Consider the following 455-nt stretch of genomic DNA (forward strand, 5'->3'; position numbering starts at 1 on the left):
CGCAGCTCGGGGAAGGCCGCGTCCTGCCCGGCCGCCGCCATGAAGACGAGCCCCGCGCCGTACGAGCCGTTGTTGAAGTCGGCCACCTTCAGCAGGTCGGCCGGGACCCCGCCCGTCGCCGTGCCCTTCACCTTCAGCTCGGGGGCGTACGAACCCTGCAGCTCGGCGGCCCAGCTGCCGGCCTGGCCGCCCTGGGAGTAGCCCATGATCCCGACCGGGGTGTCCGCCGACAGCCCCGCTTCGGGGAGCCGGGTGGCCGCCCGGGCGGCATCGAGCACGGCCCGCCCGGCCGACGGGCCCACCGTGTACGTGTGCACCCCCGGGGTGCCGAGCCCCTCGTAGTCGGTGACGACCACGGCCCAGCCGCGCAGGGTGAGCTGCTGGATGAGGTTGGCCTCCATGGCGGTCCCGTACGGCAGGTTGTTGCTCGGTGCGCAGGAGTCGCCCATGCCGAC

The 455-nt window shown here is 74.3% G+C and carries 1 protein-coding gene; it reads right to left on the bottom strand.

Annotated features, from left to right (window positions below):
* Positions 1–455: lipase family protein (locus G3I78_RS48275; RefSeq protein WP_239158483.1), on the bottom strand; the 455-nt coding region annotated here is incomplete at both ends.

Source organism: Streptomyces sp. SID13726 (assembly GCF_010548375.1).
GTDB lineage: Bacteria > Actinomycetota > Actinomycetes > Streptomycetales > Streptomycetaceae > Streptomyces.